This is a genomic window from Methylobacillus methanolivorans, assembly GCF_054588515.1.
The window spans coordinates 69,465-91,084 of the sequence record NZ_BAAILT010000004.1 but is presented as its reverse complement, the minus strand read 5'-3'; the positions used below and the strand labels follow the sequence as shown (position 1 = coordinate 91,084).

Genomic DNA, 21,620 nt, shown 5'->3' with positions numbered 1-21,620 from the left:
CGACACAATATCTGCAGCTCCAGAATACCCATGTAGATGGAAGCTAATACTAATTAGAACCCTCACGTTTCGTAGGAGAAATAGCAACCATGCTACATTCGATTCAGCCCTTGTCCCAGGGGCTCAAAATTCCATCGCCATTACTCGGTATGCTGTTCTGGATCATGGCCTCTATTGCCATGTTTGTTTGTCAACGGCTAGTTGAACATGCCGCCGTGTCCGTCGATAAATTCAGCCGGCAAATCACCACATCCCATGCTGCCATTGGCGTGGGCTCGATTATCTGGACACTGGATGTCGCAGGATTCTTCATTTATGAGCCAGGCATCGTTTCAAAAAACCTGGAATTAATCCCAGCGCTGATCGCCTTAATCATCATCACTCTTGGTTGCCGGGTGACCATACCCACACTGGCAGCGAGCACACGCAATAGCACGGTCATCCTCGCCAGCACAGGATTGGTAATCGCGATCCTGACAGCACATTGCGTGATTGTAAATTGGCAAATGCCCAGCGTGATCTACCAAGATGGCTGGAACATCGCGACTGCGATTTTCTTCATCCTGGCACTAACGCTTTATATGTCTTTTTCGCACCAGCGCGTCAAGTTGCGCAATCTCAAAACCCCTGTCGCCTGGAACAACTGGCAAGACTGGGTGTTGGGAGGAGGGCTCATCCTGTTCATACACTGGTTATTGGTCAATGGTGTCACCTCGCCACCTGACTCGCTGACCACCACAGAGCCTCCTGCAAACACGCTTTTATTGTTGCTCTTAATCATCGGCTCATCGCTGGCCATTGGGACAGAATTACTTTTTAACCTACGTTCAGATCGGCAACGACAGCAGTTCTTTCATCAAGGCTTATTACTGCTCCGGGCCTCACATGTTTCCATCTCTCCTGCGCAAGACCATAACCTGGCAATGCTGGCAGATCATTTCAATGAGCTGGTACATCCCGATAAACTCGTGCTGCATTTTCAACCCATCGTCAATTTACGCTCCCATAGCATTCACCTGGAAGCATTGCTTAGATTGGAGCATGAGCGATTGGGGCGTATCAACCCTGAGCAGTTTTTTCTGGCCTGCGAGTTGCATAAGAGAACAGTAGAGGTCGATAAACTCATCATCCTCAATGCACTGCAATGCCTAAAGCATTGGCAAGAGCAAAACATGCTGCCCTGTATCAGCGTCAATATCGCCCCCATCACCTTATTATCCAAGGAGTTCATCCCATGGTTAATCAGCGCACTGGACAAACTTTCCCTGCCAACTCACCAGCTATGCCTGGAGATTACAGAACATGCCATCATTGCCTATGAAAAAGAGATTGTTGATGTCATGTCCCACTTGAATAACATCGGCATACGTGTCGTCATGGATGACTTCGGCGTTGGCTATTCATCCCTCAGCGTACTCGCAGACTTGCCCATTGCAGGCATCAAGTGTGATCGACTATTTCTACGCAATATTCAGCATGAGCCAAGAAGGCAATTATTGCTGCGCAAGGTTGCAGTCATGTGTGCAGAATTATCTATCCCAGTCACAATCGAAGGAGTAGAAACGGAAGAAGAACTATCTATTGTGCAGCAATGTGGAATAGACAGTATTCAGGGTTATTTTTTCGCACGCCCCATGCCTGCTGAAGAGATACCAGCATGGGTGTCCAACAGCTTGCCATTATTGCCCTCGCTGGCAACCCCTTCTTAAGCGATCACCATCAGCCAGACCGGGCAGATCACATGAGCCTGATCTTGTGCTGAGTAATTCCTGTGATGAATGATACAAGGGCAGCGAGGGCAAGGATAATGTCATTACATGGATTTCTTAAGCTGAGAGTTACTCTTCTTTGGTTCGAGTATTAAAGTATCATGCTGGTTGCAACTCAGTTTTGGACATAAATGTGTCAGTGCTTTTGCATATTTAGCAAACTACCATCACTACAGGTATTGCAAAGAGAGTTGTGAACAGCTAGCTTGAGCAGTAGACTTGCGCTAGCGAAAACGCCTGACTTTGGGTGCGCACTAAACATGAACCTTTGATTATGCTGCCGCAAAATCGATATTGAATTTGATGGAGAAGATAATGGACGGCAGTTGGGCTAACTCCTTTCCATACTTTGCTGGAGCTTTTAAGCTTACTGTATTAGGTATTGGAGCCTATTTTGCTATTAAATGGCATTTTGATGAAGAGAGGAGGGTGAGGGAAGCAGCAGGCGTGGTATTTGATAAACCAGGCTTCAGGAAAAAGTTGGCAATGACCCTAGCGCTCACAGTTCTTCTAGTTATTCTGGCCGTTCTAGTGATTTATGCTACTGACCGGCTTTATTGATACGATCAATGTTTAGCGATTTCAAATAGTGTACTCATACTGTTAAGAGGCTTGTCCGATAAAACAGGTCAATCAAGAGAAAAAATCTTGTCTCAACTTTTAATCTCTAAATTGGTTGGGGCATTTTTAATTTAGAAATGACAGCGTTCCGATGTGATTGCTGCCATTTTAGTATGGTACCTATACTCAGTATGAATCTTCATTACTTGGTATGAGACTTTATTACTCTCCTATTACTGTACTTGAACAAAGGTTGGATCATTACTCGACCGTCACGGATTTCGCCAAGTTACGAGGTTTATCCACATCCGTACCTTTGAGCAGGGCAGCATGATAAGCCAGCAGCTGTACCGGGATAGTATGCAAGATGGGAGAGAGCACACCGACATGGCGTGGTGTACGGATCACATGTACACCTTCACTCTCCGTAAAGTTGCTGTCTGCATCAGCAAAAACAAATAACTCCCCGCCACGCGCACGAACTTCCTGCATATTGGACTTGACCTTTTCCAGCAAGGCATCGTTAGGGGCGATCACGACCACCGGCATATTCTTGTCCACCAATGCCAGCGGACCATGCTTGAGCTCTCCCGCAGGGTAGGCCTCAGCGTGAATGTAGGAAATTTCCTTGAGCTTGAGCGCACCTTCTAGAGCAATGGGGTAGTGCATGCCACGCCCGAGGAAGAGGGCATGGAATTTGTTGCTGAAAGCCTTGGCCCATTCGCGGATTTGCGGTTCCAGGTTAAGTGCGTATTGCACGCTGCCAGGCAAGTGGCGCAAATTATCGATATATGCCTGCTCTTGCTCAGCATCCAGCAATCCACGCTGCTTGGCGAATGTCGCCGCCAGTGTGAACAACGCTACCAATTGAGTGGTAAAGGCTTTAGTGGACGCTACACCGATCTCAGCACCAGCGCGGGTATACAGCACCAACTTGGAAGCTCGCGGAATGGCGCTCTCCTGCACGTTACAAATTGCAAGTGTCAGGTGTTGACCCAACGATTTGGCATGCTTAAGCGCTTCCATCGTGTCCAGAGTCTCACCAGACTGCGAAATGGTGATAATCAACTGCTTGGGATTAGCTACGGATTTTCGGTAACGGTACTCACTGGCGATCTCGACCGAAGTCGGTAGCCCAGCAATACTTTCCAGCCAGTATTTAGCCGTCAACCCTGCGTAATAACTGGTGCCAGCTGCCAAAATGAGGATGCTATCTACTTCCTTGAACACGGATTCGGCATCGGCACCAAACAAGGCTGGACTAAAAGCATTGTCGTCGATGATGGCTTCCAGCGTATCGGTCAAGGCACGCGGCTGCTCGTGAATTTCCTTTTGCATGAAGTGGGAGTAGGGCCCCAACTCCAGCGATGCCAGCGAAAGATCGCTACGGTGTACAGTACGGGCGACAACTTGGTCTGTGGCGTCAAATATATCGACCTTATCCTTGGTGATGTCAGCAACATCCCCATCTTCAAGATAGATCACGTTGCGGGTAACGGACAACACGGCAGAAACGTCCGAGGCAATGAAGTTCTCACCTTCGCCAAGGCCAATCAACAGTGGGCAACCCTGGCGTGCACAGATCATCTGTCCAGGGTAATGAATCGACACGACGCTGATCGCAAATGCACCCGTCAGTTCCTTCACCGCATGCTTCACCGCATCCAGCAAGGCAAGCCCTTGCCCCAGATAATGATGAATCAAGTGTGCGATGACCTCAGTATCGGTTTGTGACTCAAACTCGTAACCCATGGCTTGCAACCGCTGACGCTGCTCATCATGATTTTCGATAATGCCATTGTGTACCACGGCAATTTCGCCACGCGAGATGTGCGGATGTGCATTGGACTCCGTCACCCCTCCATGCGTCGCCCAGCGGGTATGCCCAATGCCGACCATGCCGGTGAGATTCTCCGCTTGAGCTTTTCCCTGCATTTCTGCTACGCGGCCCACGGCACGCACACGGCGAATATTGTCTTCGCTCAACACTGCCACACCGGCAGAATCGTAGCCTCGATATTCCAGTCGGCTTAAGCCCTCTATCAGGATCGGAACGATATTACGTGCACCAACTGCACCAACAATGCCACACATCTTATTTCTTCACTTTCTCGGGGCGTTTCCAGTTTTCAATCGTAAATTGGCGCACACGCGACATGGTCAAAGTATCCGCCGGTGCATCCTGCGTAATGGTCGAGCCTGCTGCAATGGTCGCGCCTGCTTTAACGGTTACCGGAGCAATCAATTGAGTATCAGAACCAATAAATGCGCGATCCTCGATGACGGTACGCGATTTGTTCACGCCATCATAATTGCAGGTGATCGTGCCAGCACCAATATTGACTTGCTTGCCGACCGTAGCATCACCAACATAGCTAAGGTGATTGATCTTGCTACCGCTATCCACCTGGGCATTTTTCAACTCAACGAAATTACCCACATGGGCATGATCGGCCAAGATAGTACCTGGACGTAAACGTGCATAAGGCCCGATACGACAGTCTTCAGCGAGGCTTGCGTCATCAATATGCGTATAGGCGGATAACGTAGTACCCGCACCAATCGTCGCATTGCGGATGACGCAATAAGGCTCGATACGTACATTATCTGCCAAGGTCACCACACCCTCGAATACGCATCCCACATCAATCTCCACATCGCGGCCAACCACCAGTAATCCACGAATATCGATACGGGCAGGATCTGCCAGTGTCACCCCTTGCGCGAGCAACTTAGCGGCATAACGATGCTGATAAACACGTTCCAGAGTCGCCAAATCTTGCTTGGAATTAACCCCAGCGACTTGCCACTCATCATCACCTTGCGTAGCAGCCACTGGTTGGCCATCCGCTACCGCCATCGCAACGATATCCGTTAGATAATATTCTTGCTGGGCATTACGGTTATCCAAACGCGATAGCCATTTCTCCAACCACGCATTTTCCGCAGCCATGATGCCAGTATTCACTTCCTGGATAGCGCGCTGTGCTTCTGTTGCATCCTTATGTTCAACGATCGCTTTCACAGCTGCCTGATCGCGCACAATGCGCCCATACCCGGCAGGATTAGGCTTACTGACAGTCAATAATGCCAATGCTGCCTGCTCACTCAGCAATCGCTCACAGCTTTCCAACTCCAGTAACGGGACATCCCCCAACAGAATCAGCGTTCTTGCATCTGACTCAAGATAGGGCAGGGCTTGCTGCATGGCATGCCCGGTGCCTAATTGTTCAGTCTGCTTTACCCAAGTGATGTCATCTGCTGGCAAGGCTTGTGGTACGGCCTCACCACCAAAGCCATAGATCACAATGATCTTGCTTGGCTGCAACTTGCGGGCAGTATCCAGCACGTGCTGCAAGATAGGCTTGCCTGCTAGGGCATGCAGTACCTTGGGTTTGTTGGAATGCATGCGGGTACCTTTTCCCGCAGCGAGAATCACGATATTGAGCTTGGAAGAGGGTGTGGAAAGAGACAAGTAGCTATCCGGTTCAAGCATTGAAAATTAACTAGAAGTATAAATAAAAAAGGCAGCCATTTGGCTGCCTTTCCTCGCAAAACTTGCAGGTTTAGTGCGTTGTCTTGCGTAATTGCTCAATTGTCTGCAATTGTGCCAGCGCTTCGGACAATTCAGCCTGCGCACGCGCATAATCCACACCCGATGCATTGTTCTTCAATGCCTCTTCTGCAGCACGCTTGGCTTCAATCGCCTTGGCTTCATCCAGATCATGACCACGAATCGCAGTATCTGCCAGCACGGTGATCAAGCCTGGCTGCACTTCCAGCAAACCGCCGGAAATGTAGATAGCCTGTTCTTCACCGCTATTGGCAACCTTGACGCGCAGCACGCCTGGCTTGATGGTGGTAATCAGCGGTGCATGGTTAGGATAAATACCTACCTCACCCAGTTTCGCAGGCGCTGCGACAAACTCTGCTTCGCCCGAGAAAATGGATTCTTCTGCGCTAACCACGTCCAGGTGTATTGTTGATGCCATATCGTCCTATCCTTACCTGTGACAAGGTTTAGTTAAGGGTCTTTGCCTTCTCAACCGCTTCTTCAATCGCGCCTACCATATAGAACGCTTGTTCTGGCAGGTGATCATATTCGCCGGCAACGATAGCCTTGAAGCCCTTGATGGTGTCTTTCAAGGTCACGTACTTACCAGGTGCGCCAGTGAAGACTTCAGCAACGTGGAAAGGCTGGGACAAGAAGCGCTGGATCTTACGAGCACGGGCCACTGCCAGCTTGTCTTCAGGAGACAATTCGTCCATACCCAGAATCGCGATGATGTCACGCAATTCCTTGTAGCGTTGCAGAGTGGACTGTACAGAACGTGCCACGCTGTAATGCTCTTCACCCACGATTTGTGGATCCAGCTGGCGTGATGTGGAATCCAGTGGATCAACCGCAGGGTAGATACCCAGCGCAGCGATGTCACGGGACAGAACCACTGTGGAGTCCAAGTGCAAGAATGTGGTCGCTGGGGATGGATCGGTCAAGTCATCTGCAGGTACGTAAACAGCCTGGATGGAAGTAATGGAGCCAACCTTTGTAGAAGTAATACGCTCTTGCAAACGGCCCATTTCTTCAGCCAGTGTAGGTTGGTAACCCACAGCAGAAGGCATACGACCCAGCAACGCAGATACTTCAGTACCAGCTAGTGTGTAACGGTAGATGTTGTCAACGAAGAACAGGATGTCACGGCCTTCGTCACGGAAACGCTCAGCCATGGTCAGGCCAGTCAGCGCTACGCGCAGACGGTTGCCTGGTGGTTCGTTCATCTGACCGAACACCATGCCTACCTTGTCAAGAACATTGGAGTCCTTCATTTCGTGGTAGAAGTCGTTACCTTCACGGGTACGCTCACCTACACCAGCAAACACGGACAGACCGCTGTGCTGCTTGGCGATGTTGTTGATCAGTTCCATCATGTTAACGGTCTTGCCCACACCAGCGCCACCGAACAGACCAACCTTACCACCCTTTGCAAACGGGCAAACAAGGTCAATCACCTTGATACCGGTTTCCAACAGGTCAACGGAAGGGGAGAGCTCTTCGAAAGTTGGCGCTTTCTGGTGGATGGAGCGACGTTCGTCAGCTTCAATCGGGCCAGCTTCGTCAATAGGACGACCCAGCACATCCATAATACGGCCCAGTGTACCGTGACCTACTGGTACCTGAATTTGGCTGCCGGTGTTTTTCACCTTCATGCCGCGGGACAGGCCATCGCTGGAACCCATGGCAATCGCGCGAACCACGCCATCACCCAGTTGTTGTTGCACTTCCAGGGTCAACCCTGCTTCTGCTGTGGATGTTTCTTCATCCAGGATCAGTGCGTCATATACCTTGGGCATCTGGTCACGTGGGAACTCAACGTCAACCACGGCACCAATACATTGAACAACCTTACCTTGACTCATCTTGGTATCCTCAATCTATACTTAAATTCTTTGAGCTTTAGCTAAGCTACAGTTCAGCACGACTAAACAGCAGCCGCGCCACCGACAATCTCTGAAATTTCCTTGGTAATTGCAGCCTGGCGCGCCTTGTTGTACACCAGCTTCAATTCACCAATCACCGTCTTCGCGTTATCCGATGCAGCCTTCATGGCCACCATACGGGCGCTTTGTTCAGACGCCATGTTTTCGGCAACGGCGTGATAAATAATGGACTCAATATATCGAGTCATCAGTTCATCGATGACGACATTAGCCTCAGGCTCGTAGATGTAATCCCAGTGCCCTTTGGCTGTCGTTGCTGAAACATCCAGCTTTTCGCTAGACAATGGCAACACCTGCTCAATCACCGCTTCCTGCTTCATGGTATTGATAAAGCGGGTATAAGAGATATACAGCTGATCAATCTCACCTGCGATGTAGGCATCCAGCATCACCTTGATCGTACCGATGAGCTTTTCCAGATGTGGCGTATCGCCCAAGCCGGTCACATGAGATTTCACATCGGCATTGATGCGGTTCATATAACCGAACCCCTTATTGCCGATAGCGCTCACAACCGTCTTCTTGCCTTCGTCTTCCCAGGCTTTCATCTGATTGATGGATAAACGCAGTACATTCGTATTGAGGCCACCACACAAGCCCTTATCCGAACTCACAACGATCAAACCGACGTTGCCAACCTTTTCGCGTTTAACAACGAAAGGATGTTTGTATTCGGAATTAGCATGGGACAGGTGAGCTGTCACATTACGAATTTTTTCTGCGTAAGGACGGGCCATGCGCATGCGCTCTTGCGCCTTACGCATCTTGGAAGCCGCGACCATTTCCATCGCCTTGGTGATCTTGCGTGTATTTTCCACGCTCTTGATCTTGCTACGTATCTCTTTGCTACCAGCCATTGTCTAGTCTGCCTGTCTGTACTTTAAGCTTAGTAAGCGTTGGTTGCCTTGAAGTCTTGAATTGCTGCTTCCAGGGCCTTCTCATCGTCACCACCAAGGTCATTGGTGCTGTCGATCTTGTCCAGAATGCTCTTGTACTTGGACTTGAGGAAGGAGTGCAGGGCAGATTCAAACGCCAACACGCGAGCAACCGGCACATCGTCAAAGAAGCCCTTGTTAGCAGCCAGCAAGCTCACTGCCATCTCGGAGGTAGACAGCGGCTCATATTGTGCTTGCTTCATCAACTCAGTCACCAGACGACCACGATCCAATTGCTTGCGGGTTACTTCGTCCAGATCGGAAGCGAACTGCGCAAACGCAGCCAATTCACGATACTGAGCCAATGCGAGACGAATACCGCCACCCAGCTTCTTAATCACTTTGGTCTGTGCTGCACCACCAACGCGGGATACGGAGATACCAGCATTGATCGCAGGACGGATACCAGCGTTGAACAAGTCAGTTTCCAGGAAGATCTGACCATCGGTAATCGAAATCACGTTGGTCGGAACGAATGCGGAAACGTCACCAGCTGCAGTTTCAATGATAGGCAGGGCGGTCAAGGAACCTGTTTGGCCTTTCACTTCACCGTTAGTGAATTTTTCAACATACTCTTCGCTCACGCGAGCAGCACGCTCAAGCAGACGGGAGTGGATGTAGAACACGTCACCTGGATAAGCTTCGCGGCCTGGTGGGCGACGCAGCAGCAGGGAGATTTGACGATAAGCCCAAGCTTGCTTGGTCAAGTCATCATAAACAATCAATGCATCCTGACCACGGTCACGGAAGTATTCACCCATGGTGCAACCAGCATACGGTGCCAGGAACTGCAGAGCAGCAGGGTCGGAAGCAGAAGCAGCAACAACAATGGTGTATTCCATCGCGCCATGCTCTTCCAGCTTGCGCACTACGTTAGCGATAGTAGAAGCCTTTTGGCCGATCGCAACGTAGATACAGGTCATGTTCTGACCCTTTTGGTTGATGATGGCATCAACCGCTACAGCTGTCTTACCTGTTTGACGGTCACCAATGATCAATTCGCGCTGACCACGACCAACCGGCACCATGGAGTCAATCGCCTTGATACCGGTTTGCACAGGCTGTGACACAGACTTACGTGCGATCACGCCAGGAGCAACCTTTTCAATCTTGTCTGTCAGCTTGGCGTTGATTGGACCCTTGCCGTCAATCGGCTGACCCAGTGCATTCACTACGCGACCAACCAATTCTGGACCAACTGGCACTTCCAAAATCTTGCCAGTGCACTTCACGGTATCGCCTTCAGTGATACTTTCGTAGTCGCCCAAAATCACGGCACCCACGGAGTCACGCTCCAAGTTAAGCGCCAGACCGTATATATTGCCTGGGAACTCGATCATTTCACCAGCCATCACATTGGACAGGCCGTGAATACGCACAATACCATCAGTCACGGAAATCACAGTACCTTGAGTACGTGCTTCAGCGCTGGTGGAGAAATTCTCTAATCTGCTCTTAATCAGTTCACTGATTTCTGATGTGGATAATTGCATTACTTTTTCCTAACCTTTCAGCGTGTAGGCCATCTCTTGCAATTGGCCACGGACTGAAGCGTCAATGACCGTATCGCCGACTACAATTTTGATCCCGCCAATAATTTCCGGATCCACTTTTACGCTTGCTTCAACCTTTTTGCCGAACTTGGTTTCCAGGCGCTTTACGATGGCCGCGAATTCAGCATCGCTTGGTTGGCTGGCCGCGGTAATCTCGGCTTCCAACACACCTTCGTCCTGCGCCTTTAACTCTTCAAATGCAGCTGCAATTTCTGGCAGGATGGATAGGCGACCGTATTCCACCAGCAACTTGACCAGGTTAGCACCCGCCTCGTTGAGCTTGTCTCCGCTTACGGAAAGGAATACGCGCTCCAAATCAGCCGCGTCAACCTTGGGGTTGTCAATAAATGCCCGCATCTGCTCATCGGCCACGATAGTCGCGGCCAGTGCGAGCATTTGCGACCAATCTGCCAGCGCATTTTTTTCCTTCGCCAAGCGGTAAACCGCTACCGCATAAGGTCTTGCAATGGTGATCGCTTCAGCCATGTCGTGCTCCCATTCCTTCCTAGAGCTCGTTTGCGATGGTGTTCAGCAGGTCAGCATGCGCCTTGGCATCGATCTCCTTGCGCAGAATCTTTTCTGCGCCAGCAACCGCCAACGCAGACACTTGCTGACGCAAGCCTTCCTTGGCACGGTTAACTTCTTGATCAATTTCAGCCTTAGCACCAGTGATAATACGATCACCTTCTGCCTTGGCATTTGCCTTGGCTTCTTCCACGATTTCACTAGCACGCTTCTCAGCCTGTGCAATGATGGAAGTCGCTTTTTGCTTGGCATCGTTAACAACTTCAGCAGAACGCTGGGTTGCCACGTCAAGCTCCTGCTTACCGCGCTCAGCCGCTGCCAGACCATCTGCAATGGTTTTCTGGCGTGTCTCGATTGCATTCAGGAGATATGGCCACACAAACTTTGTGGTAAACCAGATCAGAATGGCAAATGAGATGGCCTGCGCAATGAGTGTCAGGTTGATATTCATATTTGCTCCCGAGCCTTTGAACCTAGTAGGTATTAATTAAGTTAACCACTTAATCCAGTACTAGATTTCGTTAAGCAACTACGCTCAGCAATGGGTTTGCAAAGGCGAACATCATAGCCAGACCAACACCGATAATGAAGGAAGCATCAATCAGACCCAACAGCAGGAATACCTTGCCTTGCAGAGCAGGAATCAGTTCTGGTTGACGAGCTGCGCCATCCAGGAAGCTTGCACACATGATACCAATACCGATACAAGCACCAGCTGCGCCCAAACCGATGATCAAACCGATACCAACACCGGTGTAAGCTTGAATCATGGCCAACAATTGCAAATTCTCCATTTAATTTCCTTTCGGCTTTTAGAGAGTGTTAACGATAAAAATTAAGAACAAAACTAACTAAATCTAGTGGCTTTCATGCGCCATGGATATGTAGACAACTGTCAGCATCATGAAAATGAATGCCTGCAGACAAACGATCAAGATATGGAAGATCGCCCAGCCAGCGCCTAACAATGCACCGAAGAAAGTGCCTGCCAGACCAGTTGCCGCCCACATACCGAGCAGCAGGAAAATGATTTCGCCTGCGTACATATTGCCGAACAAACGCAGGGAATGTGAAAGAGGCTTGGAAATGTATTCAATCAGGTTGAATGCAAAATTAGCTGGCCAAACCAGTGGGTTTGAGCCAAAAGGTGAGCAGAACAATTCGTGAATCCAGCCGCCCAAGCCCTTGACCTTAATACTGAAGAAGATCATCAAAAACCAGACAGCCAATGCCAACGCAAACGTAGCATTGATGTCAGAGGTTGGTACACTACGCCACTCATGCAGACCAAGCCAGCCGTAAACAATCGCCATGATGTCGATAGGCAGGAAGTCCATCGCATTCATGACCAGCACCCAGACAAATACGGTCAAAGCTAACGGTGCAACAAATGCATGGCGATCGCCATGGAAAATGCTTTTAACTTGGTTGTCGATAAACTCAATCAACAACTCCGCAAATGCCTGACGCTTGGTTGGCACGCCAGCGGTAGCGCCACGCACCACCCACCAGAGCAGACCGAATACGACAATACCGAGCAACGCAGACATAACCAGGGTATCCATATGCAATACCCAAAAGCCGCCATCACCCACGCTCTTTGCATTGAAAGAGAGGTGGTGCCCGATATATTCCGAAGGAGTTAATTGACCTGTCGCCATAACCATCAAACCTTAAGCGTTGTTTTTCTCATTAATTGCAAAAATTGCTGCACCAGACATGATTGCCGCCGCCGCCAACCCTGCGATCAGCGCAATAGGAACCAGCTTTTCATAAAACTTGAACACCAAGAGCAGGGTGATTGCGATCACTGCGATTTTGATTGCCTCGGCAACCAAAATATTGACCAATACGGAACCTGCGCCCATCCCCACTGTCTTATTTTGCAGCTTCATTTTGGCAGCCAAGCCGCCCAAGATGGCAGAACCACCTCCAGCCAGTGCAGACATTGCACCATGGAGGCCAACACCAAACTTGTTGAGGAAGACAAACGCAAGCACCGCAACTACTAGCGTGGCAAAGACCTGTCTTTTGATCATTCTTGCCAGTAGTTCGTCCATGCCTTGAGAATTCCCTGTTTCACAAATAACGGGCAAAAGAAAAGCCGAGCATTTTTGCCCTACCCGTGAAATCCCGAGATTCTGTTGTTAAATCAGCATTAAGTCAAGCTTAATTGCTATTTCCACCCTTAAATCGCTGAATCAATGCATCCAACTCATCAAGACTGCTGTAATGAATCTTGACCTCTCCCTTACCCTTGCTGCCAGCCTTGATCACAACCGCAGCGCCCAAGGCTTCGGACAAATCCTCTTGTAAACGCAAAACATCGCGATCAACTACTTTGGCAGGCTTTTGTTGTGGCTCAACACTCAGCTGCTTGACCAGCTTTTCTGCCTCCCTGACAGACAGTTGCTTCTGAGCAATTTGCTCTGCAGCGAGGATTTGATTCGCCTCAGTCAAGGATAATAGCGCACGTGCATGCCCCATATCCAACTGCCCCTGCATCAGCATTTCCTGCACATTTTTATTTAGATTCTGCAACCTAAGCAGATTCGTAACCACGCTGCGTGATCGACCAACCGCATCTGCCGCTGCCTGGTGCGTCATATTGAACTCATTGATCAAGCGCTGAATTCCTTGCGCCTCTTCCAGTGGATTGAGGTTTTCGCGCTGGATATTTTCGATCAGTGCCATCGCCAGTGCAGACTCGTCGGGAATCTCGCGCACCAACACCGGAACCTCTAACAGGCCTGCTAATTGCGATGCACGCCAGCGACGCTCACCGGCAATAATTTCATATTTATCCTCAGCAATCTTGCGCACCAAAATAGGCTGCATAATGCCCTGGGCACGGATGGAATCAGCCAGACTAGCCAGTGATGCTTGATCCATATGGGTCCGCGGCTGGTATTTACCCGGCTGCAACTGACCAACCAACAAGGTATTGGGCGTATCATTGGCCGATACCGTCTCCACATCACCTGCCAAGAGCGCATCCAGCCCACGCCCCAACCCCTTCAACTTAACCATTGAAACTCCTAATTTGCTGCAACTTGCCGATTGCTGACGATATGTCGATTGATGATTTCACCCGCAAGGGCAAGATAAGCCTTGGCTCCTTTGGATGCCTTATCGTGCAATAACACAGGCACACCATAACTAGGCGCTTCCGCCAGGCGGATATTCCGCGGAATCACTGTGCGGTAGACTTTGTCACCAAAATGCTGCGCCAACTCATGGGAAACCTGCTGTGCCAGGGTATTGCGATTATCGAATAACGTCCTGAGCAAACCCTCGATCTCCAAATGAGGGTTGAGGTGGGCACGTACCTTCTTGATGGTATTCACCAGGTCAGACAAACCCTCAAGTGCATAATACTCACACTGCATGGGGATCATGACCGCATGAGCCGCAGTCAAGGCATTGACGGTGGTGAGATTGAGGGCAGGGGGACAATCGATCAGCACATAATCGTAGCCATCGCCTAGCTCTGCCAAAGCGGATTTTAGACGAGTCTCGCGTGCAAACTCATTAACCAACTCTACCTCAGCCCCAGCCAACTCCCGGTTTGCCGGCACGACATCAAATCGCCCGCGCTCTGAACGCTGCATCACATCCCGCAAGCTTTTGTCACCAATCAACACGTGATAAATGGTGTGCTGCATCTTGGATTTATCAATACCGCAGCCGGTGGTGGCATTGCCCTGCGGATCAAGATCAATCACCAGCACCTTGCGCTTGGTTGCCGCCAAGCTGGCAGCGAGATTGACACAGGTCGTCGTCTTGCCAACGCCACCTTTTTGATTGGTAATTGCCAGAATCCTCATGATTTAAGCCATCCCACTAGTATTAAATCCATTAACACTGCCTCGCTGGCAGGAAAACCAGGTGACGCTGTGCATCCAGCCCCGGCACTGCCAACAACTCTACCTTCGAGGGTTTAAGCGAAATCGCTTCCAATTCACCCTGTGGCATTTGCCCCTTCATCGCCAGCCACAATCCTCCTTCAGCGATTAAATGCTTCGTCAACTTGATGAATAAGGCGATCTCAGAAAATGCCCTCGAGATCACGGTATCGAAAGGCAGCTCCGGCTTGAGCTGTTCCACACGCCCAGCCACCACCTGCAAATTGTCGATCTGCAACTCTGCCTTGGCCTGGCGCATAAAGCTCGCCTTCTTCTGCACCGCGTCTATAGTAGTCACCTGTAAATCCGGACGGCAAATTGCCAGAATAATGCCTGGTAAACCAGCACCACTGCCCACATCCAGCAATCGACCAGCAGGCACGTAAGGCAATACCGAAAGACTATCCAGCAAATGCAACGTGACCATTTCTTCAGGGTCGCGCACCGCCGTCAGATTGTGTACCTTGTTCCATTTCACCAACAGCTCAAGATAAGCCAATAGCTTATCAATGACAGTGCCCGGTAAATCCAGCCCAAGTTGTTGAGCACCTACTTCTAACTTACTCCGCAAACTCATGCCACCTGACCCGTTGTTTGATTCGACTTACGTCCTTTACGCTTGAGGTGTACTAATAACAATGAGATTGCGGCTGGCGTTACCCCAGAAATACGTCCGGCCTGGCCGATTGTTTCTGGCTTTTGCTTGTTGAGTTTTTGCTGCACCTCAATAGAAAGACCGTGCACTTCGCCATAATCCATATCTATGGGCAACTTATAATCCTCACTAGTTTTTAGGCGTTCGATTTCCTCAGCCTGCCTATCTATATATCCTTGATACTTGGCAGCGATTTCCAATTGCTGACGCACTTGTGGATCCGCCTCGCCTTCACCGGCCAGGGGCAGGGTGAGCAATGCCTCATAACTCACTTCTGGACGCCGCAACAATTCAAACATGGAGTATTCTCGCTCCAGCATCTTGCCAAACACCTGTTGCAATTGCTCTTGCGGCACATGTTGCGGATGGATAAAAGTACGACGCAGGCGTTGCTGCTCACGCTCAATCGCTTCCTGCTTGCGCTGGAAAGCCGCCCAACGCACATCATCAACCAAGCCCAACTTACGTCCAGCCTCGGTTAGCCGCATATCGGCATTATCCTCGCGCAGCATCAGCCGATACTCCGCACGACTGGTAAACATACGATAGGGCTCACTCACACCCTGAGTAATTAGGTCATCAACCAACACACCAAGGTAAGCCTGGTCACGTGTAGGCCACCACGCTTCTTTTTCCTGCGCATACAACGCCGCATTGGCTCCCGCCAGCAATCCCTGCGCAGCGGCTTCTTCGTACCCCGTAGTGCCATTAATCTGACCAGCGAAGAACAAGCCCTTTACGGCCTTGGTTTCCAGCGAGCTTTTCAAGCCACGTGGATCATAGTAGTCATATTCGATAGCATAGCCAGGACGCAATATATGTGCATTTTCCAGCCCCTTGATGGAGCGCACCAATTGGTATTGGATATCGAATGGCAGACTCGTTGAAATACCATTAGGGTAGATCTCATTGGTAGCCAAACCCTCTGGCTCGAGAAAAACCTGGTGCGAATCCTTATCTGCAAAACGATGTATCTTGTCCTCAACCGAAGGACAATAACGCGGCCCAACCCCCTCAATCACTCCGGTATACATCGGTGAACGATCCAACCCACTGCGAATGATGTCGTGTGTTCTTTCATTCGTAAAAGTAATCCAGCAGGGAAGTTGCGCCGGGTGCTGCTCAACGCTACCCAAAAAGGAAAACACTGGCACCGGCGTATCACCTGGTTGCTCCGCCATGACACTGTAGTCAATGGTGCGACCATCAATGCGGGGAGGAGTGCCAGTCTTCAGGCGACCAGCCGGCAAGCCCATTTCACGCAAGCGTGCCGCAAGCGAAACAGCGGGGGGATCACCCGCGCGACCCGCCTGATAATTTGCCAACCCAACATGCACCAAGCCCGCCAGGAAAGTGCCTGCGGTCAATACCACAGCCCTGGCTTCAAACTTGAGACCCAACTGGGTTACCACACCCGCAACACGCTCACCCTCGAGAATAATGTCATCCACTGCTTGCTGAAACAGCCACAGATTAGGCTGGTTCTCCAAACGACGACGAATAGCAGCCTTATAAAGCACGCGGTCTGCCTGCGCACGTGTTGCACGCACAGCCGGCCCCTTGCTTGAATTGAGGATACGAAACTGTATGCCACCTTCATCGGTAGCGGCAGCCATAGCACCACCTAACGCATCCACCTCTTTAACCAGATGCCCCTTACCAATACCACCAATGGATGGATTACATGACATCTGGCCCAGCGTTTCAATGTTGTGAGTCAGCAGCAAGGTCTTCTGACCCATGCGAGCACTCGCTAGCGCCGCTTCCGTTCCAGCATGGCCTCCACCAACCACAATCACGTCAAATTTCTCGGGATATTGCATGAAAAATACTCAGATAGAATTACTCGAATGATACTGTATTACCCCCCCTCTGTCAGTGACTATCAGGCAATGTTCCACGTGAAACATCGATAAATTCTCCGCACCTCAGTTCCCCATATGTTTCACGTGGAACAATTAACAATTGTTGAGTTTTTGTGAGTGGTGCTTATCCATTCAGATTATATAATTCTGATTCACCATCTGATATTTTCTTGACATCCAAAACCACATTATCAATGTAGTTAAAAAAGTCGACGCCATTCATTAGCGCGATTATTAAAGAAGTTTATTTAATTCACTATCGGGGATTTTTATGTTAATTCGTGCTTTTGCATTGCCAGCCATCATGGCTGCCGCATTTTTTAGCACAAGCGCACAAGCAGCGCTTGATGCTAACCAAACTTTTCAACAGTTCAATACCGTGGTTTTGGGTAATGTCGACTCTACCTCCCACTTGCATGGGCGTGCCTGGGTGGGAGGCAATGTAGTAGGTGGGGAATACGTGCATCGCTCACTCCCAACATCAGACTATGCTGGGCTTACCGTTCAAGGCAACATTAGCAATGCTCGAGTACTTGCAGATGGTGCTGTCATTAAGGGAAACTCAACTAACACCAGTGTAAACTCTGGCAGCACAGCTATTTTCGGAAATGCCAGTGATGGTCACATGAATGGACCAGCCTATATCAATGGCACAACAAGCAATATCCACTTCAATGGTGGCCGATTATCTACACCCAATACTCAACTGGATACCAATATTGCAGTGGCAAGCTCCACTAATTTTTACAATGTACTGAACCAAACCTCGGATAGTCTGGCACTGTTAACCAACACCAGCAATGTCACCTGGAACTCACAAAAGGCAACTTTCACCGCTAGCGCAGACAGTACTGGCTTAGCCGTTTTTAACCTTAGCAATGCTGATGCACTGGCTATTTTTGGCTTGGGTGAATTTGATTTTATCCTGAACAACGCTACCACTATTGTTATCAATTCCGGCCTGAAGGATATCGATATTTCCGCTAATTTTCTCGGCGGTTCGGCACAGAAAATTGCGGGTAATGTCGTCTGGAATTTTTACAATGCTCAGACAGTAGACTTAGGGCATCAGTTTGGTGGCACCATCCTTGCGACTGATGCTACATTAACTAATCAGGCAGATATCGAAGGCAATGTATATGTGAATAATCTGGTTCAACGCGGCCAAATTCACCAATATGCATTCACAGGTAATCTACCAATTGCTGCAGTACCAGAGCCTTCGAGTTATGCCATGCTGTTGCTAGGCTTAGGGTTCCTTGGCTTTGCAGCTCGTCGTCGCGCATAAGTTACGACTAGCCAAGAAATAAAAAAGCCCGGTATCCGGGCTTTTTTATTGATCTAACACTTTATTTCCCAATACAAAAACGGCTGAAAATTTCCCCAAGTAAATCATCCGGGGTGAACTCACCCGTAATACTATTCAGCGCATCCTGCGCCAGTCGAAGCTCTTCAGCAAATAATTCCGGTTGAAGTAACAAACCTTCAGCTACATCCAAGTGTTCATGGACGGTATTTAATGCCAACAAGTGCCGATCACGCGCCATAAATACACCTTCACCGCTGGGTTGCCAGCCGGCAATTTCCAGCAAGCGTTGTCGTAATAGCGCTACTCCATCTCCCATCTTGGCAGAAAGATAAATATGCGTATTGCCGTCTTGCTGGATAATTTTAGGGCTTGTGGATTCAAGATCAATTTTATTATGAACCCAAATTTTGGGTAAATCCTGCGGCAATCGCTCTAGAATCGATTTTTCCACCTCGCCAATACCATGAGATGCATCAATCAATAATAATGCAACACCGGCGTTTTCTAGCGCTCGCCATGTTCTGGCAATACCATGCTGTTCTACTTCGTCTGTCGTTTCACGCAATCCTGCAGTATCAATAATATGAAGTGGCACCCCATTGATTTGTATGGAGTTTTTTATGGTATCGCGCGTTGTACCTGCAATAGACGTCACAATCGCGACTTCTTCACCGGCCAATTGGTTCATCAGGCTGGATTTACCCACATTGGGTTGGCCAACCAAAACCACCTGCAAACCCTCACGCAATAAATTGCCTTGTTTAGCCTCACGAAACACTGCGTCCAATCCTGCTGCAACATGCGCTAATTTTTCAGCAACACGCCCCTGGCTGATGAAGTCAATATCCTCTTCAGGAAAATCCAGGCAGGCCTCGACATATAGTCGTAAATCAATCAGCTGCTGCAGCAACTCATGGATTCTTGTGGAAAACTCACCGGATAAGGATTTTACCGCGCTGCGAGCAGCAGCCTCAGTGGCCGCATTAATCACATCTGCCACGGCTTCAGCCTGGGCTAAGTCCAACTTGTCGTTTAAGTAAGCACGACGCGTGAATTCCCCCGGCTCTGCCTGCCGGGCTCCAAGAGCCAAGCAGCGCTTGAGCAAAATCTGCATCAAGGCAGGGCCACCATGCGCCTGTAATTCCAATACATCCTCACCGGTGTAGGAGTGTGGGCCAGGGTAATAAATGGCAATGCCCCGATCAATCAGGGAATTTTTGTCATCACGAAAAGCAAGATACGCTGCATAGCGTGGGGAAGGGCAGTGGCCTAGCACTGCCTCGGCAATAGATTGGCTAGCAGGGCCGGAGACACGTACCACGCCAATACCCCCGGAGCCGGGAGCAGTGGCGATGGCAGCAATGGTATCAACGACGCGCATTTCCCTTCTTTTTTTCTGCTGCCTGATGGATAGTGCGGTTGATATGCCATTGTTGGGCAATCGAAAGAATATTATTCACCAACCAGTACAGCACCAGACCTGCAGGGAAGAAGAAGAAGAACACGCTAAACACAATAGGCATGATGGTCATGACCTTGGCCTGAACAGGATCAGCAGGCTTGGGGTTCAACCTGGTCTGGATAATCATGGTTGCACCCATGAGAATAGGCAGCACGTAGTAAGGATCTATCGCAGACAAGTCTTGTATCCAGAGCATGAACGGCGCGTGACGCATTTCAACGCTACCAAGCAACACCCAGTACAGTGCAATAAATACAGGAATTTGCACCAAGATAGGCAAGCAACCACCCATAGGGTTGATCTTTTCTGTCTTGTACATTTCCATCATTGCTTGATGCATTTTTTGCCTGTCATCACCGTATTGTTCCTTCAGGCGTTGCAAGCGCGGAGCCAACTCACGCATATTGGCCATGGAACGATAGCTGGCTGCGGACAATGGATAGAAGGCGAGCTTGATCAGAACCGTTAACAAGATAATAGCCACACCCCAGTTGTGCACCAGTTTCTGAATCGAAGACAGAACCCAGAACAGAGGCGATGCAATCACCGTCAACCATCCGTAATCCACGGTATATTCCAGCCCGGGAGCTACGCTTTTCAATTCACTTTGCGTTTGGGGACCTGCGTACAAGCGAGACTTCAATTCGATAGACTGTCCGGGCTCAATATTGCCCAGATGACTGACACTACCAATAGAAAACATATTGTCCGACAGCTTCTTGGAATAGAACTCCCGCGCTAAACCATCCTTGGGAATCCAGGCGCTAACGAAATAATGCTGCACCAAGCCAACCCAGCCATCACTCGCATTCTTCGAGAGATTGGTCTTGGACATATCGGAGAAGCTGAGCTTTTTATATTTGTCAGCCTCAGTGAAATAAGCGCCACCAGTAAAGGTTGGCATCATGTATGAGCCTTGGTGGGACTGATTATCATGGACAATTTGGTAATACACCGAGGGGTCAATTGCCACCGTGCCGTTGTTACGGATTTCATAGCTGACTTCTATTGCATAACTATCGCGGTGGAAGGTATAAATCTTATCAACCTCAACACCGTTATCACCTTTCCAAGTCAAACGCACATCCAACTTGTCAGCACCTGTAGCAAGCTGATAATTTGAAGAATCACTGGTAAAGGCCGCCTTGTGAGTTGGTAAGTCATTACCAATCAAGCCAGTCTGAGCGACATACAACATCGGTGCCGAACCATCATCCATCAACACGAAATTCTTATCCAGATCAACGTCATCCTTGTGCTCACGCAATTCCAAACGACGCAGGTCACCACCTATCGTATCAATACTCGCCTTGTAAAGATCAGTTTCAACCTGAACACGCTCACCAGATTGCAAGCGGAAACCAGTTTCTACAGGAAGACTTGCCTGGCTAGCAGCAGGTGTAGATGATTTTGCGGCTTGAGGAACGCTACTATCTTCAACATGCTGAGTTGCTGTCGCTACAGGCGTTGAGGCAGGCTTGTGATCACGCTGCCAGGAATCCCATAACATCAGGATAGAAAAGGAAAAAACAACGAAAAGAATCAGGCGCTTGGTATCCATAAATCTCTTAATCTAATGTAT

At 49.5% G+C, this 21,620-nt stretch carries 20 protein-coding genes; 3 read left to right on the top strand and 17 right to left on the bottom strand.

The features are described 5' to 3' along the window. Positions 1-89: 89 nt before the first annotated feature. Both LG202_RS10390 and LG202_RS10385 read left to right on the top strand, forming a co-directional pair. On the top strand, positions 90-1,709 hold the full coding sequence (locus LG202_RS10390) for an EAL domain-containing protein (RefSeq protein WP_230348377.1): 1,620 nt from the start codon (positions 90-92) through the stop codon (positions 1,707-1,709). 375 nt (positions 1,710-2,084) lie between these two features. Further along, positions 2,085-2,330, top strand: a complete 246-nt coding sequence (locus LG202_RS10385) for a hypothetical protein (RefSeq protein ID WP_230348376.1) — start codon at positions 2,085-2,087, stop codon at positions 2,328-2,330. 261 nt (positions 2,331-2,591) lie between these two features. Here the strand turns inward: LG202_RS10385 and glmS are convergent, their stop codons facing one another. The 15 genes from glmS to mnmG form a co-directional block, all read right to left on the bottom strand. Beyond that, positions 2,592-4,424: a glutamine--fructose-6-phosphate transaminase (isomerizing) gene (glmS, locus tag LG202_RS10380; RefSeq protein ID WP_230348375.1), complete on the bottom strand. Its 1,833-nt coding sequence runs from the start codon at positions 4,422-4,424 to the stop codon at positions 2,592-2,594. 1 nt (position 4,425) lies between these two features. Then, the gene (gene glmU, locus LG202_RS10375; RefSeq protein ID WP_230348374.1) at positions 4,426-5,826 is read right to left on the bottom strand and encodes a bifunctional UDP-N-acetylglucosamine diphosphorylase/glucosamine-1-phosphate N-acetyltransferase GlmU; all 1,401 of its coding nucleotides are present in this window, start codon (positions 5,824-5,826) and stop codon (positions 4,426-4,428) included. A 70-nt stretch (positions 5,827-5,896) separates the two neighbouring features. After that, on the bottom strand, positions 5,897-6,322 hold the full coding sequence (locus LG202_RS10370) for a F0F1 ATP synthase subunit epsilon (RefSeq protein ID WP_230348373.1): 426 nt from the start codon (positions 6,320-6,322) through the stop codon (positions 5,897-5,899). A 28-nt stretch (positions 6,323-6,350) separates the two neighbouring features. Then, a complete protein-coding gene (gene atpD, locus LG202_RS10365) occupies positions 6,351-7,748 on the bottom strand; it encodes a F0F1 ATP synthase subunit beta (protein ID WP_230348372.1) in 1,398 nt (465 codons plus the stop codon). Between the two features lie 62 nt (positions 7,749-7,810). After that, complete coding sequence (gene atpG, locus LG202_RS10360; RefSeq protein ID WP_230348371.1) at positions 7,811-8,686, bottom strand: F0F1 ATP synthase subunit gamma; 876 nt, start codon at positions 8,684-8,686, stop codon at positions 7,811-7,813. Positions 8,687-8,715: 29 nt separating this feature from the next. Next, positions 8,716-10,257 (bottom strand): F0F1 ATP synthase subunit alpha, encoded by a 1,542-nt coding sequence (gene atpA, locus LG202_RS10355; protein WP_230348370.1) that lies wholly within the window; start codon positions 10,255-10,257, stop codon positions 8,716-8,718. 9 nt (positions 10,258-10,266) lie between these two features. Further along, positions 10,267-10,803, bottom strand: a complete 537-nt coding sequence (locus LG202_RS10350; protein WP_230348369.1) for a F0F1 ATP synthase subunit delta — start codon at positions 10,801-10,803, stop codon at positions 10,267-10,269. 19 nt (positions 10,804-10,822) lie between these two features. Then, positions 10,823-11,293, bottom strand: coding sequence for a F0F1 ATP synthase subunit B (locus LG202_RS10345; RefSeq protein WP_230348368.1), 471 nt, complete (start codon positions 11,291-11,293; stop codon positions 10,823-10,825). A 70-nt stretch (positions 11,294-11,363) separates the two neighbouring features. Next, positions 11,364-11,636 carry a F0F1 ATP synthase subunit C gene (gene atpE, locus LG202_RS10340; protein ID WP_011480965.1) on the bottom strand — a complete coding sequence of 91 codons (273 nt, stop codon included), beginning with the start codon at positions 11,634-11,636 and terminating at the stop codon, positions 11,364-11,366. 63 nt (positions 11,637-11,699) lie between these two features. Then, the gene (gene atpB / locus LG202_RS10335; RefSeq protein WP_230348367.1) at positions 11,700-12,503 is read right to left on the bottom strand and encodes a F0F1 ATP synthase subunit A; all 804 of its coding nucleotides are present in this window, start codon (positions 12,501-12,503) and stop codon (positions 11,700-11,702) included. A 12-nt stretch (positions 12,504-12,515) separates the two neighbouring features. Next, complete coding sequence (locus tag LG202_RS10330; RefSeq protein ID WP_230348366.1) at positions 12,516-12,902, bottom strand: ATP synthase subunit I; 387 nt, start codon at positions 12,900-12,902, stop codon at positions 12,516-12,518. Between the two features lie 109 nt (positions 12,903-13,011). Then, complete coding sequence (locus tag LG202_RS10325; protein WP_230348365.1) at positions 13,012-13,872, bottom strand: ParB/RepB/Spo0J family partition protein; 861 nt, start codon at positions 13,870-13,872, stop codon at positions 13,012-13,014. An 8-nt stretch (positions 13,873-13,880) separates the two neighbouring features. Then, positions 13,881-14,669, bottom strand: a complete 789-nt coding sequence (locus tag LG202_RS10320) for a ParA family protein (RefSeq protein ID WP_268867647.1) — start codon at positions 14,667-14,669, stop codon at positions 13,881-13,883. A 31-nt stretch (positions 14,670-14,700) separates the two neighbouring features. Further along, positions 14,701-15,324: a 16S rRNA (guanine(527)-N(7))-methyltransferase RsmG gene (gene rsmG, locus LG202_RS10315; RefSeq protein WP_230348364.1), complete on the bottom strand. Its 624-nt coding sequence runs from the start codon at positions 15,322-15,324 to the stop codon at positions 14,701-14,703. Further along, positions 15,321-17,225, bottom strand: a complete 1,905-nt coding sequence (gene mnmG, locus LG202_RS10310; protein ID WP_230348363.1) for a tRNA uridine-5-carboxymethylaminomethyl(34) synthesis enzyme MnmG — start codon at positions 17,223-17,225, stop codon at positions 15,321-15,323. The genes rsmG and mnmG overlap by 4 nt, the downstream gene beginning before the upstream one ends. Before the next feature lie 313 nt (positions 17,226-17,538). Between mnmG and LG202_RS10305 the strand changes: the two genes are divergently transcribed. Next, a complete protein-coding gene (locus LG202_RS10305; RefSeq protein WP_230348362.1) occupies positions 17,539-18,555 on the top strand; it encodes a choice-of-anchor A family protein in 1,017 nt (338 codons plus the stop codon). A 61-nt stretch (positions 18,556-18,616) separates the two neighbouring features. On the opposite strand, the gene mnmE is transcribed toward LG202_RS10305, so the two are convergent. Both mnmE and yidC read right to left on the bottom strand, forming a co-directional pair. Beyond that, positions 18,617-19,957, bottom strand: a complete 1,341-nt coding sequence (gene mnmE, locus LG202_RS10300; RefSeq protein WP_230348361.1) for a tRNA uridine-5-carboxymethylaminomethyl(34) synthesis GTPase MnmE — start codon at positions 19,955-19,957, stop codon at positions 18,617-18,619. Beyond that, entirely contained in the window at positions 19,944-21,599 is a 1,656-nt protein-coding gene (gene yidC, locus LG202_RS10295) for a membrane protein insertase YidC (RefSeq protein ID WP_230348360.1), read from the bottom strand. The genes mnmE and yidC overlap by 14 nt, the downstream gene beginning before the upstream one ends. Between the last annotated feature and the right edge of the window lie 21 nt (positions 21,600-21,620).

What these genes read in the sequence shown, in the direction of transcription:
- glmU (WP_230348374.1), bottom strand. Translation starts at nt 5,826, where the DNA reads ATGCTTGAACCGGATAGCTACTTGTCTCTTTCCACACCCTCTTCCAAG.
- atpE (WP_011480965.1), bottom strand. Translation starts at nt 11,636, where the DNA reads ATGGAGAATTTGCAATTGTTGGCCATGATTCAAGCTTACACCGGTGTT.
- LG202_RS10320 (WP_268867647.1), bottom strand. Translation starts at nt 14,669, where the DNA reads ATGAGGATTCTGGCAATTACCAATCAAAAAGGTGGCGTTGGCAAGACG.
- atpB (WP_230348367.1), bottom strand. Translation starts at nt 12,503, where the DNA reads ATGGCGACAGGTCAATTAACTCCTTCGGAATATATCGGGCACCACCTC.
- LG202_RS10385 (WP_230348376.1), top strand. Translation starts at nt 2,085, where the DNA reads ATGGACGGCAGTTGGGCTAACTCCTTTCCATACTTTGCTGGAGCTTTT.
- LG202_RS10390 (WP_230348377.1), top strand. Translation starts at nt 90, where the DNA reads ATGCTACATTCGATTCAGCCCTTGTCCCAGGGGCTCAAAATTCCATCG.
- mnmG (WP_230348363.1), bottom strand. Translation starts at nt 17,225, where the DNA reads ATGCAATATCCCGAGAAATTTGACGTGATTGTGGTTGGTGGAGGCCAT.
- LG202_RS10350 (WP_230348369.1), bottom strand. Translation starts at nt 10,803, where the DNA reads ATGGCTGAAGCGATCACCATTGCAAGACCTTATGCGGTAGCGGTTTAC.
- mnmE (WP_230348361.1), bottom strand. Translation starts at nt 19,957, where the DNA reads ATGCGCGTCGTTGATACCATTGCTGCCATCGCCACTGCTCCCGGCTCC.
- yidC (WP_230348360.1), bottom strand. Translation starts at nt 21,599, where the DNA reads ATGGATACCAAGCGCCTGATTCTTTTCGTTGTTTTTTCCTTTTCTATC.
- LG202_RS10305 (WP_230348362.1), top strand. Translation starts at nt 17,539, where the DNA reads ATGTTAATTCGTGCTTTTGCATTGCCAGCCATCATGGCTGCCGCATTT.
- rsmG (WP_230348364.1), bottom strand. Translation starts at nt 15,324, where the DNA reads ATGAGTTTGCGGAGTAAGTTAGAAGTAGGTGCTCAACAACTTGGGCTG.
- LG202_RS10330 (WP_230348366.1), bottom strand. Translation starts at nt 12,902, where the DNA reads ATGGACGAACTACTGGCAAGAATGATCAAAAGACAGGTCTTTGCCACG.
- LG202_RS10370 (WP_230348373.1), bottom strand. Translation starts at nt 6,322, where the DNA reads ATGGCATCAACAATACACCTGGACGTGGTTAGCGCAGAAGAATCCATT.
- atpA (WP_230348370.1), bottom strand. Translation starts at nt 10,257, where the DNA reads ATGCAATTATCCACATCAGAAATCAGTGAACTGATTAAGAGCAGATTA.
- atpD (WP_230348372.1), bottom strand. Translation starts at nt 7,748, where the DNA reads ATGAGTCAAGGTAAGGTTGTTCAATGTATTGGTGCCGTGGTTGACGTT.
- atpG (WP_230348371.1), bottom strand. Translation starts at nt 8,686, where the DNA reads ATGGCTGGTAGCAAAGAGATACGTAGCAAGATCAAGAGCGTGGAAAAT.
- LG202_RS10345 (WP_230348368.1), bottom strand. Translation starts at nt 11,293, where the DNA reads ATGAATATCAACCTGACACTCATTGCGCAGGCCATCTCATTTGCCATT.
- glmS (WP_230348375.1), bottom strand. Translation starts at nt 4,424, where the DNA reads ATGTGTGGCATTGTTGGTGCAGTTGGTGCACGTAATATCGTTCCGATC.
- LG202_RS10325 (WP_230348365.1), bottom strand. Translation starts at nt 13,872, where the DNA reads ATGGTTAAGTTGAAGGGGTTGGGGCGTGGGCTGGATGCGCTCTTGGCA.